The organism is Pseudomonas sp. ADAK13, assembly GCF_012935715.1.
Lineage (GTDB): Bacteria > Pseudomonadota > Gammaproteobacteria > Pseudomonadales > Pseudomonadaceae > Aquipseudomonas.
Genome location: NZ_CP052860.1, coordinates 4,275,629 through 4,289,845, shown reverse-complemented (window position 1 = coordinate 4,289,845; position 14,217 = coordinate 4,275,629). Strand labels below are relative to the sequence as shown.

18 protein-coding genes are annotated in these 14,217 nt (G+C 60.5%); 9 read left to right on the top strand and 9 right to left on the bottom strand.

Translation table 11 applies throughout. The annotated features are described in order from the left end of the window. The first annotated feature begins 135 nt into the window (after positions 1 to 135). Positions 136 to 606 carry a methylated-DNA--[protein]-cysteine S-methyltransferase gene (locus tag HKK54_RS19840; protein ID WP_029616117.1) on the top strand — a complete coding sequence of 157 codons (471 nt, stop codon included), beginning with the start codon at positions 136 to 138 and terminating at the stop codon, positions 604 to 606. A 37-nt stretch (positions 607 to 643) separates the two neighbouring features. On the opposite strand, the gene HKK54_RS19835 is transcribed toward HKK54_RS19840, so the two are convergent. The 4 genes from HKK54_RS19835 to HKK54_RS19820 all read right to left on the bottom strand — a co-directional run bounded on the left by HKK54_RS19835 (position 644) and on the right by HKK54_RS19820 (position 3,914). After that, positions 644 to 835, bottom strand: a complete 192-nt coding sequence (locus HKK54_RS19835; RefSeq protein ID WP_010176042.1) for a PLDc N-terminal domain-containing protein — start codon at positions 833 to 835, stop codon at positions 644 to 646. A 68-nt stretch (positions 836 to 903) separates the two neighbouring features. Next, positions 904 to 1,434: a hypothetical protein gene (locus tag HKK54_RS19830; RefSeq protein ID WP_010176044.1), complete on the bottom strand. Its 531-nt coding sequence runs from the start codon at positions 1,432 to 1,434 to the stop codon at positions 904 to 906. Between the two features lie 41 nt (positions 1,435 to 1,475). Continuing rightward, positions 1,476 to 1,991 carry an ankyrin repeat domain-containing protein gene (locus tag HKK54_RS19825; RefSeq protein ID WP_010176046.1) on the bottom strand — a complete coding sequence of 172 codons (516 nt, stop codon included), beginning with the start codon at positions 1,989 to 1,991 and terminating at the stop codon, positions 1,476 to 1,478. A gap of 96 nt (positions 1,992 to 2,087) precedes the next feature. After that, positions 2,088 to 3,914: a long-chain-acyl-CoA synthetase gene (locus HKK54_RS19820; RefSeq protein ID WP_169387537.1), complete on the bottom strand. Its 1,827-nt coding sequence runs from the start codon at positions 3,912 to 3,914 to the stop codon at positions 2,088 to 2,090. Positions 3,915 to 4,311: 397 nt separating this feature from the next. On the opposite strand from HKK54_RS19820, the gene HKK54_RS19815 reads away from it, so the two are divergent. Then, positions 4,312 to 4,590, top strand: coding sequence for a DUF3509 domain-containing protein (locus HKK54_RS19815; protein ID WP_003216777.1), 279 nt, complete (start codon positions 4,312 to 4,314; stop codon positions 4,588 to 4,590). Positions 4,591 to 4,644: 54 nt separating this feature from the next. Here the strand turns inward: HKK54_RS19815 and HKK54_RS19810 are convergent, their stop codons facing one another. The 4 genes from HKK54_RS19810 to aroC all read right to left on the bottom strand — a co-directional run bounded on the left by HKK54_RS19810 (position 4,645) and on the right by aroC (position 8,134). Beyond that, entirely contained in the window at positions 4,645 to 4,935 is a 291-nt protein-coding gene (locus tag HKK54_RS19810) for a response regulator transcription factor (RefSeq protein WP_010176050.1), read from the bottom strand. A 233-nt stretch (positions 4,936 to 5,168) separates the two neighbouring features. Further along, positions 5,169 to 5,714, bottom strand: a complete 546-nt coding sequence (locus tag HKK54_RS19805; protein ID WP_010176052.1) for a 1,2-dihydroxy-3-keto-5-methylthiopentene dioxygenase — start codon at positions 5,712 to 5,714, stop codon at positions 5,169 to 5,171. A 28-nt stretch (positions 5,715 to 5,742) separates the two neighbouring features. After that, positions 5,743 to 6,894, bottom strand: coding sequence for an MFS transporter (locus HKK54_RS19800; RefSeq protein ID WP_169389309.1), 1,152 nt, complete (start codon positions 6,892 to 6,894; stop codon positions 5,743 to 5,745). A gap of 148 nt (positions 6,895 to 7,042) precedes the next feature. Continuing rightward, positions 7,043 to 8,134, bottom strand: coding sequence for a chorismate synthase (gene aroC, locus HKK54_RS19795; RefSeq protein ID WP_010176056.1), 1,092 nt, complete (start codon positions 8,132 to 8,134; stop codon positions 7,043 to 7,045). Positions 8,135 to 8,277: 143 nt separating this feature from the next. On the opposite strand from aroC, the gene HKK54_RS19790 reads away from it, so the two are divergent. Both HKK54_RS19790 and HKK54_RS19785 read left to right on the top strand, forming a co-directional pair. After that, positions 8,278 to 9,240 carry an alpha/beta hydrolase gene (locus tag HKK54_RS19790; RefSeq protein WP_010176059.1) on the top strand — a complete coding sequence of 321 codons (963 nt, stop codon included), beginning with the start codon at positions 8,278 to 8,280 and terminating at the stop codon, positions 9,238 to 9,240. Between the two features lie 100 nt (positions 9,241 to 9,340). Further along, positions 9,341 to 10,144: a hypothetical protein gene (locus HKK54_RS19785; RefSeq protein ID WP_169387536.1), complete on the top strand. Its 804-nt coding sequence runs from the start codon at positions 9,341 to 9,343 to the stop codon at positions 10,142 to 10,144. A gap of 137 nt (positions 10,145 to 10,281) precedes the next feature. Here HKK54_RS19785 and prmB read toward each other — a convergent pair whose 3' ends face one another. Then, positions 10,282 to 11,190, bottom strand: a complete 909-nt coding sequence (gene prmB, locus HKK54_RS19780) for a 50S ribosomal protein L3 N(5)-glutamine methyltransferase (RefSeq protein ID WP_003213129.1) — start codon at positions 11,188 to 11,190, stop codon at positions 10,282 to 10,284. 239 nt (positions 11,191 to 11,429) lie between these two features. On the opposite strand from prmB, the gene HKK54_RS19775 reads away from it, so the two are divergent. The 5 genes from HKK54_RS19775 (at position 11,430) to HKK54_RS19755 (ending at position 14,205) form a co-directional block, all read left to right on the top strand. Next, the gene (locus HKK54_RS19775; protein WP_010176063.1) at positions 11,430 to 12,020 is read left to right on the top strand and encodes a cysteine hydrolase family protein; all 591 of its coding nucleotides are present in this window, start codon (positions 11,430 to 11,432) and stop codon (positions 12,018 to 12,020) included. Between the two features lie 130 nt (positions 12,021 to 12,150). Next, positions 12,151 to 12,471 (top strand): hypothetical protein, encoded by a 321-nt coding sequence (locus tag HKK54_RS19770; protein ID WP_010176065.1) that lies wholly within the window; start codon positions 12,151 to 12,153, stop codon positions 12,469 to 12,471. A gap of 75 nt (positions 12,472 to 12,546) precedes the next feature. Beyond that, positions 12,547 to 13,104, top strand: coding sequence for a Smr/MutS family protein (locus HKK54_RS19765; protein WP_169387535.1), 558 nt, complete (start codon positions 12,547 to 12,549; stop codon positions 13,102 to 13,104). A 79-nt stretch (positions 13,105 to 13,183) separates the two neighbouring features. Beyond that, positions 13,184 to 13,729 carry a GTP cyclohydrolase I FolE gene (folE, locus tag HKK54_RS19760; protein ID WP_003204506.1) on the top strand — a complete coding sequence of 182 codons (546 nt, stop codon included), beginning with the start codon at positions 13,184 to 13,186 and terminating at the stop codon, positions 13,727 to 13,729. 104 nt (positions 13,730 to 13,833) lie between these two features. After that, entirely contained in the window at positions 13,834 to 14,205 is a 372-nt protein-coding gene (locus HKK54_RS19755; protein WP_010176073.1) for a glutathione S-transferase N-terminal domain-containing protein, read from the top strand. Positions 14,206 to 14,217 lie beyond the last annotated feature (12 nt).

The following is a 14,217-nucleotide window of genomic DNA, read 5'->3' as shown; positions in this document are numbered from 1 at the left end:
ATAGCCGGCGAATTGTCTTGGATGGAATGTGAAAATTTTGTACAGCGAATATCTCGACACACAAAAAACAACGGGATTGTAGCGGCCAACTTACGGCCGTATCTTTGCCCTCTGCCCTTTTGGATTGCCTCGATGATGTTTTATTGCTATCACCCAAGTCCGCTCGGGCCGCTGTTACTGGCGGCGGATGAACAAGGGCTGCGCCTGTTGTATATGGACGTGCATCAATGTCCGGTGCAGGCAGACTGGATTCCGGCAACTAATGAGCTGGATGAAGTGCGTCGGCAACTGGATGAGTATTTCGCGCGCAAGCGGGAAGTGTTCGACCTGGCGCTGGCGCCGGTGGGTACGTCGTTTCAGCAGCAGGTATGGCAGGCGTTATTGCAGATTCCCTACGGGCGCACCTGGACATATGGCGAACAGGCCCAGTACCTGGAGAACCCCAAGGCGATCCGCGCAGTAGGCACGGCCAATGGCGCCAACCCGATCTCCATTATCATTCCGTGCCACCGTGTGGTGGGCAGCGATGGAACATTGGTGGGGTTTGGCGGCGGGATTGAAAACAAGGTGAAGTTGCTGGAGCTGGAAGGCAGCTGGTTGATCTGAAGGCTCCCGTGCGACGCACGGGAGCCTTGCCCGGCGATCAGATCCGCACGTTGCCGCGCGGCCCGGCGATCGCCCAGATGATCAAGCCCAGCACCGGCAGCAGCAGGATCAACAGGATCCACAGCACTTTGGCGCCGGTACCTGCGCCGCTTTTGAACACGTTGATGATCGCCCAGATATCCAGCGCCAGGATGATCAACCCGATCAGGCCATTAAAAGTGGAACCCATGGTATCGCTCCTAAGTGAGGGCTTGCCTGCTTAGGATAGTCAGCCGTGGCCAGGGGTTCCGTTTTATTTCAGACGTGGACCGCAACCCGCAGGGCTTCCAGGGACGGTTCGCCCTTGATCCCGACTTCGGCGCACAATTCCAGCACCCGTGGCACGTCATTGCCGTAGACCAGCACGGCCTGGATCTCGTCGTCCAGCAACTGGCTGAAGTTGACCAGCACGTAGCCGCCGCTCTCCGGATTAAGGGCACTCATCTGGATCTGGATGCGGTTCAGCGCGGTCAGCGCTTCGGTTTTGGCCAACTGCTTGGGCTTGAGGTTGAACGCCACGCCGGGGCCGAACGAGGCGACGATCTGGGCGAACAGGTCCTGGTAAGTGTCGGCCTGGAACAGCACGGTGTCTGGCAGGCTGCCGACAACGATCCACTCGCCCAGGGGAATCGGGAAAGTGTCGTCGTAGTTAATGTCCGGGTTGGCGGCCAGGAAAGCGTCAGGATCGGCGTAGGCCTGGGCCGCTTCATCCGCCACCCTGGCGATCTCGGGTTCGCTCATGCAGCCGGAGCTGATTTTGCTGATGAGTTCGACGAGTGCGGTTTTCATGGGGTGGTCCTGTGGCGGGGCTGGTTTTGAGGGCGCAAAGCCTACACCAGTTTTTGCAACTGCGCCGCCGTATCCACCGCTCCCATGGTCTGGGCCGCTGCCAGCGCGGTCACGCCCTGGGCATCGGTGGCCTTGGGGTTGGCGCCCTGGCTGATCAGGTAATCCACCATTTCGGTGCGGTTGAACATCGCCGCCATCATCAACGCCGTACGGCCATCTGAAGAAGCGCCCTCGACCAACGCTCCGCCCTCGATCAACGCCTTGACCACCGGCAGGTTGCCCTTGAACGCCGCGCCGGCAATCGGCAGCTGGTTCTTGTCGTTGGCAATCTGTGGGTCGGCCTTGAACTCCAGCAGCACTTTCACCGCGTCGACATGACCGTGATAGGCCGACAGCATCAACAGCGTGTCGCCGTTGTGGTTGCGCAGGTTAGGCGGCAAGCCTTTGGCCAGCAACGCCGCCAGCATCGCGGCATCGCCCTTGCGTGCCACGTCGAATACCTGCTCGGCAAATTCGGCGGCTTCGTCTTCGGTCATTTGTTTGGCTTGGTCTGACATGTGGGGCTCCTTGTCTGGTGTTTCATAAGGCGTCCAGTCTCGCGACGGAGTTCCCCACTGTCATGCCTTTTTTCCCAAAAGCGGCGATAGGCAGAATCAATAACGGAATTTGCCCGCCTGGATGTCCGCCAGCAGTTGCCCGGTGACCGGCACGTAGCTGTCCGATCCCGGCAGCCAGGCAAAGATCGGATCATCACCGGCCTTGTCCGGGTCGAACGCCTCTTCCTTGAGTTTTACCTTCTGGTATTTGAAGGTGCCGGTGGTTTCCATCTTCACTTTGATCCGCAGGAACAACGGCACCGCATACGCCGGCAACTGCCCGTGGGCAAACGTCAGCAGTTCGCGCATGTCCAGGGACGCCAAGGATTCAGCGGGGGTGATGGCCGCCATGCCGGCGCGACCATTGGTGTTTTCAATCTCTACGCCGTAGGCCACCACTTCGGAAATCTGCGGGTGCTGCAAAAAGATGTTCTCGACTTCGGTGGTGGAGACGTTTTCGCCTTTCCAGCGGTAGGTGTCCCCCAGCCGGTCCACGAACTGGGCGTGACCAAAGCCGATATTGCGCAACAGGTCGCCGGTGTTGAAGTAGCGGTCGCCCTTCTCGAACACGTCGCTGAGCACCACCTTGCGGTTCTTCTCGGGGTCGGTGTAGCCGTCGAACGGCGCCTTGTCATCGATCCGGGCCAGCAGCAGCCCCTGGCCGCCCTTCGGCACTTCGCGCATGAAACCGTCACTGCCGCGAATGGGCTCACAGCTGTCATGGGCGTAGTCCACCAGCGCCCAGTGCATCAGGGAAAAGCCGATGGTGTTGTCGAAATTCAGCACGTTGGTGAAGCCGATGTTGCCGTCGCTCGCGGCATACAGCTCACAGATGTGATCGACGCCGAAGCGTTGCTTGAACTCGGCCCAAACGCCGGGGCGCAGGCCGTTGCCGATCATCTTTGTCACACGGTTATCACGGTCCTGCTCGCTGGCGGGCTGGTCGATCAGGTAGCGGCACAACTCGCCGACATAACCCAGGGTGGTTGCGTTGAACCGGCGCACGTCATCCCAGAACTGGCTGGCGCTGAACTTGCGGCGAATGGCAAACCCCGACGCTCCGGCAATCGCCGACCCCCAGCACACGCACAAGCCGGTGGCGTGATACAGCGGCAAGGTGCAATAGACGACGTCTTCGGGGCCCATATCCAGGGCGATGGTGCCGAAACTGGCCGAGGACTTCATCCAGCGGCCGTGTTTGAAAATGCCGGCCTTGGGCAAGCCCGTGGTGCCGGAGGTATAGATATAGAAGCAAGGGTCGTTGAAGTAGATCTGCTGGGTACTGGCGGGGTTTTCCAGCGAATGATCAGCGCTCGCGGCCATCAGGTCCACATAACCCGGCGGTACGCTGGTGTGCTGTTGATCGGCGATAAACCAGGTTTTTTCTGCCCCGATTGCCACCTGGCTGCGAACCGCCTCGTAGGCACCCACCAGCTCGGCACCGACCACAATGGCTGCCGGCGTCACCAGGTTGAGGCTGTGTACCAGTGCCGTCTGGGTTTGCGAGGTATTGAGCATCGCGCAAATGCCGCCCACCTTGGCCACCGCCAGCACGCTGAGCAACAGCTCGGGGCGGTTCTCGATAAACAACGCCACCACGTCACCCTTGCCGATGCCCTGCTGCTGCAGGTAGTGGGCCATGCGGTTGGCCTGCTGATTGGCCTGGCGGTAAGTGAGCACGCGGTCGCCATACAGCAGCGCGGCGCCATCGGGGTTGCGCTGGGTGGCTTGTTCGAAGGTCCAGCCGAGGCCGCATGGCTGGTCGGGGTCGGTGATGTTGGCAACGCGGATACCGCGCACCAATCGGGGCAGCGCACGGACAATGGTGGGCACCTTACGCAGCATCATGCCCCAGGTGATCATGTCACTTGGCGGGTGGTTCATGGCGGGAACGTCCTTTTTCTTATTGTTCGTATGACCCTCAAGCACCCTTCGCACCGTAAGACCGGCGCCGGATACCTTGCAGGAAAATACGCCAGCCATTCTTCGGCTGTACATTCAGGATTTGAAAAGTTTTGTATCCCGAAAGGAAAAGGAATTTCGCGACCCGTCTCGCGGTCACTATGGAAGACCTGCGTTGCGCGCCTGCGGATAAATCCCACGCAGAACCACGCAAAATGCAGGATGCACGATGGCCATTCATGCAATTTGCACGAAACTGAAAATCTTATAAATTTTTAACTTATTGATTTATAACGTTTTTTAGCGATACCCAGTACTGGCACAATCACTGCACCTATCACTCCACGCTGCAAAACATGAGCTAACGGAGCTGATAGACATGAGCCTGATCCAAGATAAATTTTCTTCTGTGTTCTCCAATTTCGACGTCACCACCCAGGCACGTCCTGATGGCGGCATCCTGCTGACCTTGCGCAACAGCGAAGGCAAGCAGATCAAACGTTCGATCTCTTATCAGCAGCTGCACACGGCCGACCAATTGACTTGGGTCATCAGCGCCATTCGCCGTGACCTGGCTGAACAAGCCAGCGACCTGCCGCAGATTTCGATGCTGCAAAGCCAGAACCGCTTTGCCCTGCCGACCTACCATTCGGCTTGACTGTAATGCAGGACCCGAACAGGTCGTGGTGCCGTTGCGCATCACGGCCTTTTTTTATTCGCACAAACCCTGCTTGACCGCCTCGTTCACCGCCTGAACCCGGTTCGTCACCTGCAACTTTCCATAGATGTTACGCAGGTGAAACTTCACCGTGGCCTGGGAGATTGAACGAATCCTGCTGATTTCCCAGACCGTCTTGCCTTCAGTGGCCCAGCGCAGAACCTCCCGTTCCTTTGGGGTCAGGGGTTTACCGGACAACAACTTCTTCGCACGCGTGTTGCTGCTGTCAGCAGGTCGGTTGTCGCTTTCGGTGGACGGCTGTTCCAGTGGTTCTGGACCGTTCATGCAGGCCTCTCTCTTCTTCAGGTCTTATAACGCCCGTATTCGGATTGCTCCTATTGACAGGCCATTAACTATCGAGAAAAGAGAGAGTTACACAAAGAGTGGAAGTATTAAGTAAGGCCGGCGAGAAACAGCTGTTGCTCACAAACCTATAAGCTTCTTCCCACAACAATTTCCAACTTGTATGGGTTGAACTTTAGAGCAGCCTCCTATCCGGGAAGCTGCTGTTGGCGAGGTTAGTCCTCGAGCCGAGGAAAACCCTGGGCGATCCCATCACCGGTCAGATTGACCGCCAACCCTTCCAGGCTATTGAACAGGCGAATCGTTACGAAGTGCGGGTTCTCACCCATATCAAACCAGTGTGCAATGCCGGCCGGCACCGAGATCAGGTCATTTTTCTCGCAGAACACCGCGTACACATAGTCGTCGATGTGCAAGGTAAACAGGCCACGGCCCGCGACGAAGAAGCGCACATGATCATGCGCCAAACGGTGTTCATCGAGGCGCTCGGCGCGCAGCTCGGCTTTCTGCGGGTGGTCGTTGCTGACGCTGACGACATCGACATGGGTGTAACCGCGCTCGGTCATCAGCTTGTCGATGGGCGCCTGGTAGGCCGCGACGATCTCAACCTCGCTGGCGCCCGCCTCAAGCCGGGTGGCGGCCTGCCAGCGGTCGAACCCCACGCCCAGCTCGGCCAGGGTCGAGGCGATATCGTCCTGGTGAGTCAGGACCTTGTTCGGGGTATCGGGGGTGGAGACGTGGTAAACCGCGAGATAGCTCATCAAACTCTTCCTCTGTCACGGGACAGGCTCATGGCCTCTCCTCTTGCAATCGAATGCCAATGATTATGGCGGCGGCCAGGGCCGCGAGGCTGGCAATGCTGAAGGTCAGGGTCGGCCCCAGCAGGTTCCAGCTGTAACCTGAATAGAGTGCGCCCAGTGCGCCGCCGGTACCGGCCAGTGCGGCATACAGTGCCTGGCCCTGGCCCTGCTGGCGAGCACCAAAGCTGCGCTGCACGAACTGGATGGCCGCCGCGTGAAAACTGCCGAAGGTCGCCGCGTGCATCACTTGCGCCAGCAGCAGTACCCAGAAGAATTCGGCGAACGAGCCCAGCAGCAACCAGCGCAGCGCCGCCAGCAGGAAGCTCGCCATCAGCACCCGGCGTACCGAAAAGCGCGTGAGGATCCGGCTCATGGCCAGGAACATCAACACCTCCGCCACCACGCCCAACGCCCACAGCATGCCGATCACGCCACGGCTGTAACCAAGGTGTTCGAGGTGTAAGGTGAGAAAGGTGTAGTAAGGGCCGTGACTCATTTGCATCAGCGCCACGCAGGCATAAAACGCCAGCACGCCGGGGCTGCGCAATTGCCGCAAAAAGCCGTCGCCGGCCAGACGGTTGCCCTGGGTCAACGGCTGCGCATTCGGCACCCAGAGACTGGCGCCGATGATGCCCGCCATGATCACCACGACCACCACCGGGTAGATGTCAAGGCTCAGCCAGTCGAACAGGCGGCCCATGATCACCACGGTGAGGATAAAACCGATGGAGCCCCACAGCCGCACCTGGCTGTAGCGTGAGGTCTGGCCCTGCAAATGCGCGAGGGTGATGACTTCAAACTGCGGCAGCACCGCATGCCAGAAAAACGCGTGCAACGCCATCACCAGCGCCAGCCACGCGTAGGTCTTGCTGACAAAGATCAGTGAGAAGCTCACCAGGGTACACACCGCGCCAAACCGCACGATGGCCAGGCGCCGGCCGGTGTAGTCCCCCAGCCAGCCCCAGAGGTTGGGGGCCACGCAGCGCATCAGCATGGGGATGGCCACCAGCTCGCCAATACGCGCGCTGGAGAACCTCAGGTGATCGAAGTACAGCGCCAGGAACGGCGCTGTCGCCCCCAGCAGGGCGAAATAGAACAGGTAGAAGCTGGAGAGTCGCCAGTACGGGAGTGCTTCCGTCAGCATAAGTGGCGGGTGGCGAGCGAGCGTGCTCGCGCTGGGTCGCGAAGCGGCCCCACTAGTAGCGCCGCATTTCTCCAGGTAATGCCGGGTTGCAGGCTTCGGGGCCGCTTCGCAGCCCAGCGCGAGCACGCTCGCTCGCCACACACTGTCACAGCTGGCCCAATACCGGCGTACTGACCTTTACCTCGGCGTTCTGCCCGCGATGGCGCAGCAGGTGGTCCATCAGCACGATGGCCATCATTGCCTCGGCAATCGGCGTGGCCCGGATGCCGACACATGGGTCGTGACGGCCCTTGGTGATCACGTCCACCGGGTTGCCGTGCACATCAATCGAACGGCCCGGGGTGGTGATGCTGGAGGTCGGCTTGAGCGCCAGGTGCGCAACAATCGGCTGGCCCGAAGAGATGCCGCCCAGAATGCCGCCGGCGTTGTTGCTGAGGAAGCCTTCCGGGGTCAGCTCGTCACGGTGCTCGGTGCCACGCTGGGCCACACAGGCGAAACCGGCGCCGATTTCCACACCCTTGACCGCGTTGATGCTCATCAGCGCGTGGGCCAGTTCGGCGTCCAGGCGGTCGAAGATCGGCTCGCCCAGGCCCGGCATCACGCCTTCGGCAACCACGGTGATCTTGGCGCCGACGGAATCCTGGTCGCGGCGCAACTGGTCCATATAGGCTTCCAGTTCCGGCACCTTGTCCGGGTCGGGGCAGAAGAAGGCGTTGTCTTCGACGCTGTCCCAGGTCTTGAACGGGATTTCGATCGGGCCAAGCTGGCTCATGTAGCCGCGAATCACGATGCCCTGGGCCGCCAGGTATTTCTTGGCAATCGCACCGGCCGCCACGCGCATCGCGGTTTCCCGCGCCGAACTGCGGCCACCGCCACGGTAGTCACGTTCGCCGTACTTGTGGTGGTAGGTGTAGTCGGCGTGGGCCGGGCGGAACAGGTCCTTGATCGCCGAGTAGTCCTTGGACTTCTGGTCGGTGTTGCGAATCAGCAGGCCAATGGCGCACCCGGTGGTGCGGCCTTCGAACACGCCGGAGAGGATTTCGACTTCGTCGGCTTCCTGGCGCTGGGTGGTGTGGCGGCTGGTGCCGGGCTTGCGGCGGTCGAGGTCACGCTGCAGGTCTTCCAGGGACAACTCAAGGCCCGGAGGGCAGCCGTCGACAATGGCGACCAACGCCGGGCCATGGCTTTCGCCCGCGGTGGTAACAGTGAACAGCTTGCCGTAGGTATTGCCGGACATGCAGGGCGCTCCGTGAAATCAGTTGAATCAAGTCAACCGTAATAACTTAAGGCGGCCAGTATACGCAGGCTAACCGACTAGATCATCATCGAAACCTTACCGGTAGACATTGGTCCAACCGGCACCTTCCTCATGATGGCGCGATGATGCTGCGAGTTCTGCTTTTGACCCTTACCCTGTTTTCCAGCCTTGGCTTCGCCGCCTCCCCTGTCGTGCTGCAACGGCCCATCAGCCTGGACACCGGCAGCGGCGAGCTGTTTGGCTCGCTGTTGTTGCCCAAATCCGACAAGCCAGTGCCAGTGGTGCTGATCATTCCCGGCTCCGGCCCCACCGACCGCAACGGCAACAGCGCCGATGGCGCGCGCAATGACAGCCTCAAGCGCCTGGCCTGGGTGCTGGCCCGGCACAACATCGCCAGTGTGCGCTACGACAAACGCGGCGTGGCCGCCAGCCTTGCTGCCACCCCCGATGAACGCAACCTGACCCTGGACGCCTACGTGTCCGACGCCGTGGCCTGGGGCAAGCTGCTCAAGGCCGACCCGCGCATGGGGCCGTTGATTGTGCTGGGCCACAGTGAAGGTGCGCTGGTGGCTGCCCTCGCCGCCCCACAGCTCAACCCGGCCGGGGTGATTTCCCTGTCCGGCAGCGCCCGCCCGGTGGACCAGGTGATCCGCCAGCAACTGGCCGATCACATGCCGCCTGCGCTGTTGCTGCGCAGCAACCAGATTCTCGACCACCTCAAGGCCGGCCAGGTGGATGCCGATGTGCCCACGCCGCTTGAGGGCATTTTCCGACCCAGCGTGCAGCCTTACCTGATCAGCCTGTTCCGCGCCGATCCGGCGGCGGCCTTTGCCAAACTGAAGATGCCGGCCCTGATCATCCAGGGCACCAATGACCTGCAGGTCGGCGTGGCCGATGCGCAACAACTGCAGAAGGCCAAGCCGGACGCCGAGTTGACGGTGATCGAGGGCATGAACCACGTGATGCGGATCGTGCCCAATGACGTGAAGCAGCAATTGGAATCCTATAACGACCCACAGTTGCCGCTGGCTGCCGAACTGGGCACCCGCCTGGTTCGCTTTATCGACGGACTTCGCGCCAGTTAAGCGAGTATTCCCCCTCCAGTCCTGAGTAAAACGGCCGATAAGCCATGGGTCGACAGCAAAAAGCCTGTCGGCCCGCAGAGCTTGGACAGGATCGCGCCGAATGACGAACACCGAAGCAACACCCGAATCTACCGCCGAGAACACGGCTGAAACCGAGGCCGCCGCATCGGCCGCGTTACCGTGGGCGGAGGTACAGGCCGAACATTTCAAGATGCTGCGCCTGGCCCCTTTGGCCACCGACCGCGCCACCGGCGTACGGCCCCTGCGCTTCGTGCAATTTGGCTGGGCCGAACGCAATAACAAGGACCGCAGCCTGCTGCGCATGGTCATTCAGTTGCCTGGCCAGCGGGTACGCCGGGAACAGAATCACCTGGATATCTGGGTCGATCACGCCACCCACCGGGTGCATTTTGGTCCGGGCAACAGCCTGGAGATCGAACCGGCGAACCGCGGCATCGGCCGTTTCCTGGTGGCCCAGGGCGCTGCCTGGGCGAAAAAGAAGTGGTCGCACTATCGCGTCGACGGCGTTGACCTGGCCAACAAGGATGCGCTCAACGAAGCGACACGCCTGCGGCGTGATCACTTCCTGCGCATCCAGGGTTTTGATGTGGCCTATGCCGATGTCCAGCATTTGAAGGGCAACGTGCAGCCGGGCAAGGTCAGCGATGTGCTGGACAGCTGGAACACTGAAAAGCTGCAGTTCGTGGAAATTCTGGAAGCGGCGCAGATGCTGCAACAGGCCGAGCAGAACCTGGCCGAGCAGGAAGTGAAGCTGCGCAAGGAAGAGGAAAAGGTCACCAAGTTCAAGCGCGAAGACAGCGGGCTGCGCTTCACGATTACCTGCCTGGTGGCGTTTACCGTGTTTCAGGCGGGGTTGTTGATCTGGATTGCAACGCATCGGTAATCCTTCTGCAGAAACCGGATACAAATGTGGGAGCTGGCTTGCCTGCGATAGCGGTGTATCAGCCAGCATCCCCGGCAATGACACTCCGCTATCGCAGGCAAGCCAGCTCCCACACTGACCGTATTCCTGCCGTTAGATCAGACCCTGGCGGCAAACACCGCCTGATGCGCCCGGCACTGCTCAGCCGTCAACATGAACACGCCATGCCCACCGCGCTGGAACTCCAGCCAGGCAAAGTCCACTTCCGGGTACAGCGCCTCGACGTGAACCTGGCTGTTGCCCACCTCGACAATCAACAAGCCCTTCTCGGTCAAGTGATCCGCCGCCTCGGCCAGCATCCGCCGAACCAGGTTCAAACCATCATCGCCGCACGCCAGGCCCAGTTCCGGCTCGTGCTGGTATTCATCCGGCATGTCAGCAAAGTCTTCGGCGTCGACATACGGCGGGTTGGACACGATCAGGTCAAACCGCTGCCCCGGCAAACCGTCAAAGCCATCGCCCTGAACGGTATACACACGCTCATCGACCCCGTGGCGCTCGATGTTCTGGTTGGCCACTTCCAGCGCTTCAAAGGACAGGTCGCCCAATACCACTTCGGCGTCCTGGAATTCGTAGGCGCACGCAATACCAATGCAGCCGGACCCGGTGCACAGGTCCAGAATGCGTGCCGGCGGCGTGCCCAGCCACGGTTCGAAGCGGTTTTCGATCAGCTCGCCAATGGGTGAACGTGGAATCAATACGCGCTCATCGACGATAAACGACATGCCGCAGAACCAGGCTTCCTTCAACAGGTAGGCGGTAGGGACACGCTCATGGATACGGCGGTGCAGCAACCGCTGCACGTGGGAGATTTCCTCTTCTTCCAGGTTGCAATCCAGGTAGCTGTCGGCAATTTCCCACGGCAGGTGCAAGGCGCCGAGCACCAGTTGCCGGGCTTCATCCCAGGCGTTGTCGGTGCCATGGCCGAAAAACAGGTCTTCCCCATGGAAACGGCTGACGGCCCATCGGATGTGGTCGCGCAAGGTGCGCAGGCGGGAAGTGATCACGGGGGCAAGCTCCTGGAAAAAACGACCGGCGATTCTAACAGTCTTAAGCTGTACCGACGATGTACGAAAAACCCTTTGCCGCACGTCGGATTTCATCTTAATCGTGCTTTTTGCTTAAACGTAGTGCCCTATTGACATCGCTACACGCCAACAACGGCGTACCTTACGATGGTAGCGATTCACAGAAGCGCTCAGCCAGAGGACAATGTCACAAAAGCCCCACTCACAGGAGCCCCAGAATGTCCGTTCCAAAGACGATGTTTCAACTCAGCGGTCGTGGTTACGCAGCGGCGAACCTGAACCATGCGACCCTCGTGATCATCGACGCCCAGAAGGAATACCTCAGTGGCCCCCTCGCCCTTTCGGGCATGGATTCTGCTGTCGATAACATCAAGCAACTGGCCGCTGCCGCGCGCAACGCCGGGCGCCCGATCGTGCATGTGCGCCACCTGGGCACGGTCGGCGGGCTGTTTGATCCCCAGGGCGAGCGCGGTGAATTCATTCCCGGCCTCGAACCCCAGGCCGACGAAACCATCATCGGCAAGCTGCTGCCCAGTGCCTTTCACGGCACCGGCCTTGAGAAGCACCTGCAGGACCTCGGCTCCCTGGACCTGATTGTCTGCGGCTTCATGAGCCATTCCAGCGTCAGCACCACCGTGCGCGCGGCGAAGAACCTGGGCTTTCGTTGCACCCTGGTGGAAGACGCCTGCGCCACCCGCGACTTGCCTTACAAAGGCGGCATCCTCAGCGCCGACCACGTGCAGCAGACCGAAATGGCCATCATGGCTGACAACTTCGCCACCCTCGCCTTGACCAAAGATCTGATCTGATCGACCTTCGATGAGCGGGTAACCGCCCGCTCATCCGCAAAAGCCTGTCATTTGCAGCAATTGCCTCTGTACCCGGAACAACCTGTGTATCTTCCGGTCGAAGGGCCGATACCCTGGAGGAAAGGTCGGAATGAAGATATCCGATGGTTTTGACGCTCGTCGCTTGCGCCCCAAGGGCCCGAGCAACTGGCGTCTGCGCATCGGCGCCGGCTTTGCCGCGCTGTTTGCGATAGTGGGCGTGCTGCTGGCAATCGCCGGCGCCGCTGGTTTGTTGGGACACTCACCGGCACTGGGCGAGCTGAATGCCAGCCCTGGCGGTTCTGCAATACTGTTGGTGATCGGCCTGCTGGTACTGTGGTTCGGCGTATGGCTGTGGCGCCGTTTGCGTCGGCGCATGCGCCAGCCCCTGTCATTGAACATCGCGTCGCACCTGATGAAAAAGCACGACTGATGGCATCCAGATAGCGTTTGTTGCGCATCAAGCCGCCGCGATTAGGTAAACTGCCCGCCCTTCGCGGAGGCTGACATGCAAGACGACGACTTTTCCCTATTCAAGAACGAGCTGCGCGGCGTCAAGCCGATCAAGCACGATCGCGCCGAGACCGGCAAACCCAAGACCGACCGCGCCCAGATCGCCAAGCTGCGCCAGGCGGCGACCGTGCGTATCGACGCCACCACCGTGGACGGCCTGTCGGATCAATTCGTTATCGATGTAGGCCCCGAAGACGAATTGATGTGGGCCCGCGACGGCGTGCAGGAAAGCCAGATGCGCAAGCTCAAGGTCGGCCAGATCCCGTTCGAGGGCAGCCTGGACCTGCACGGCATGACCGTCGAAAAAGCCCGCGAAACCCTCTGGGCGTTCCTCGCCGAAGCCACCAAATTCGAAATCCGCTGCGTGCGCGTCACCCACGGCAAGGCTGTGCGCCTGGACGGCAAGCGGCCGATGATCAAAAGCCACGTCAATACCTGGCTGCGCCAGCATTCCCAGGTGCTCGGCTTCACCTCGTGCCAACCGCGCCACGGCGGCGCCGGCGCGGTGTATGTAATGCTCAAGCGCACCATGATGGAAGGCCGCGACGAGTAACAAGTGCCATCGTCAGGCTTGCAGCGATGTGTCGGCCGCCGTACCCTTGCCCTTTGCGAAAATCCCACTAGGTAGTTTCATGTCCCTGGAACAGAATTACACCGCGATCCTCGGCCAGCTCGGCGAGGACGTTTCCCGCGAGGGCCTGCTCGACACGCCAAAACGTGCCGCCAAGGCCATGCAGTACCTTTGCCGCGGCTATGAACAGACCCTCGAAGAAGTCACCAACGGTGCCTTGTTCAGCTCTGACAACAGCGAAATGGTGCTGGTCAAGGACATCGAGTTGTACTCGCTGTGCGAACACCACCTGCTGCCGTTTATCGGCAAGGCTCACGTCGCATATATCCCGAGCGGCAAAGTGCTGGGCCTGTCGAAGGTCGCGCGTATCGTCGATATGTATGCCCGTCGCCTGCAGATCCAGGAAAACCTCAGCCGCCAGATCGCCGATGCGGTCCAGCAGGTGACCGGCGCCCTGGGCGTTGCGGTGGTGATCGAGGCCAAGCACATGTGCATGATGATGCGCGGTGTGGAGAAGCAGAATTCGTCGATGATCACCTCGGTGATGCTGGGTGAGTTCCGCGAAAACGCGGCTACCCGCAGCGAGTTTCTCAGCCTGATCAAGTAACACGCAGCACCTGGAAAAACCGGCGTTCATCGCCGGTTTTTTTTCGCCTGTGAAAAATCAGGTAAGCTGCGACCCCTTAAGTCTAGGGCAAGAGGTTTATAACCGTGTTCGTTAAAGCGCTTCGAGTCGGCCTCGGCCAGATCATCATTTTCGGCGACTTCATCACCCGCCCGCGCAAGCAACAACGCCCGGCGAGCGCTCAAGCCCTGGTCGACCAGTCGGCCAAGGACCTGACGCTGTATCAGTTCCACGCCTGCCCGTTCTGCGTGAAGACCCGCCGCACCCTGCGCCGCCTGAACGTGCCGGTGGCGTTGAAGGACGCGAAGAACAACGAGCAGGACCGCCAGACCCTGCTGGAGCAAGGCGGCAAGATCAAGGTGCCGTGCCTGCGCATTGAAGAGAACGGCCAGACCACCTGGATGTACGACTCCAAGGTGATCATCGATTACCTCGACAAGCGGTTTGCGGCGGTCTGAAACCCGCCCTGC

Coding starts and splice junctions, on each gene's coding strand:
- HKK54_RS19775 (WP_010176063.1), top strand. CDS start 11,430: ATGTCCGTTCCAAAGACGATGTTTCAACTCAGCGGTCGTGGTTACGCA.
- HKK54_RS19830 (WP_010176044.1), bottom strand. CDS start 1,434: ATGAAAACCGCACTCGTCGAACTCATCAGCAAAATCAGCTCCGGCTGC.
- HKK54_RS19825 (WP_010176046.1), bottom strand. CDS start 1,991: ATGTCAGACCAAGCCAAACAAATGACCGAAGACGAAGCCGCCGAATTT.
- HKK54_RS19815 (WP_003216777.1), top strand. CDS start 4,312: ATGAGCCTGATCCAAGATAAATTTTCTTCTGTGTTCTCCAATTTCGAC.
- HKK54_RS19820 (WP_169387537.1), bottom strand. CDS start 3,914: ATGAACCACCCGCCAAGTGACATGATCACCTGGGGCATGATGCTGCGT.
- HKK54_RS19835 (WP_010176042.1), bottom strand. CDS start 835: ATGGGTTCCACTTTTAATGGCCTGATCGGGTTGATCATCCTGGCGCTG.
- HKK54_RS19840 (WP_029616117.1), top strand. CDS start 136: ATGTTTTATTGCTATCACCCAAGTCCGCTCGGGCCGCTGTTACTGGCG.
- HKK54_RS19770 (WP_010176065.1), top strand. CDS start 12,151: ATGAAGATATCCGATGGTTTTGACGCTCGTCGCTTGCGCCCCAAGGGC.
- HKK54_RS19805 (WP_010176052.1), bottom strand. CDS start 5,714: ATGAGCTATCTCGCGGTTTACCACGTCTCCACCCCCGATACCCCGAAC.
- aroC (WP_010176056.1), bottom strand. CDS start 8,134: ATGTCCGGCAATACCTACGGCAAGCTGTTCACTGTTACCACCGCGGGC.
- HKK54_RS19785 (WP_169387536.1), top strand. CDS start 9,341: ATGACGAACACCGAAGCAACACCCGAATCTACCGCCGAGAACACGGCT.
- HKK54_RS19765 (WP_169387535.1), top strand. CDS start 12,547: ATGCAAGACGACGACTTTTCCCTATTCAAGAACGAGCTGCGCGGCGTC.
- HKK54_RS19810 (WP_010176050.1), bottom strand. CDS start 4,935: ATGAACGGTCCAGAACCACTGGAACAGCCGTCCACCGAAAGCGACAAC.
- folE (WP_003204506.1), top strand. CDS start 13,184: ATGTCCCTGGAACAGAATTACACCGCGATCCTCGGCCAGCTCGGCGAG.
- HKK54_RS19790 (WP_010176059.1), top strand. CDS start 8,278: ATGATGCTGCGAGTTCTGCTTTTGACCCTTACCCTGTTTTCCAGCCTT.